Consider the following 536-nt stretch of genomic DNA (forward strand, 5'->3'; position numbering starts at 1 on the left):
GGCACGGTGGTGGTGTCGGGTCCGCCGCAGCCGGTGGCGGATCTGGTGCAGGCGTGTCAGGCCGAGGACGTGCGGGCGCGGTTGATTCCGGTGGATTATGCGTCGCATTCGGAGTCGGTCCAGGACGTCGCTGAGCGGCTGCGCTCCGACCTCGCCGACGTCACCCCCCGGGCCGGCACCGTCCGGTTGGTGTCGACGTTGACTGGTGAGTGGGTCGAGCCGGAGAGCATGACCGCCGATTACTGGTATGAGAATTTGCGGCGGACGGTGCGGTTTGATGCGGCGGTGCGGGTGGCGGTGGCGGCGGGGCACACCACGTTTGTGGAGATTAGTCCGCATCCGGTGTTGATGATGCCGGTGACGGCGATTCTGGATGATGCGGGTGTCACCGGTCATACGTTGGGCAGTCTGCGGCGGGGTGACGACGATCCGACCCGGTTGCTGACCAACCTGGCCACTGCGCACACGATCGGCCTGCCCGTCGACCTGACGGGGGTCCTCGCCGCGACCGACACCGTCGACCTGCCCACCTACGC

The 536-nt window shown here is 67.7% G+C and carries 1 protein-coding gene; it reads left to right on the plus strand.

Features of this window, described 5'->3' with window-relative positions; all coding sequences use genetic code 11:
* A partial coding sequence (locus SNR22_RS29195; protein WP_320069897.1) for an acyltransferase domain-containing protein occupies positions 1-536 on the plus strand: 536 nt, incomplete at both ends.

This window comes from Micromonospora sp. RTGN7 (genome assembly GCF_033804645.1).
In the GTDB taxonomy this organism is placed as follows: domain Bacteria; phylum Actinomycetota; class Actinomycetes; order Mycobacteriales; family Micromonosporaceae; genus Micromonospora.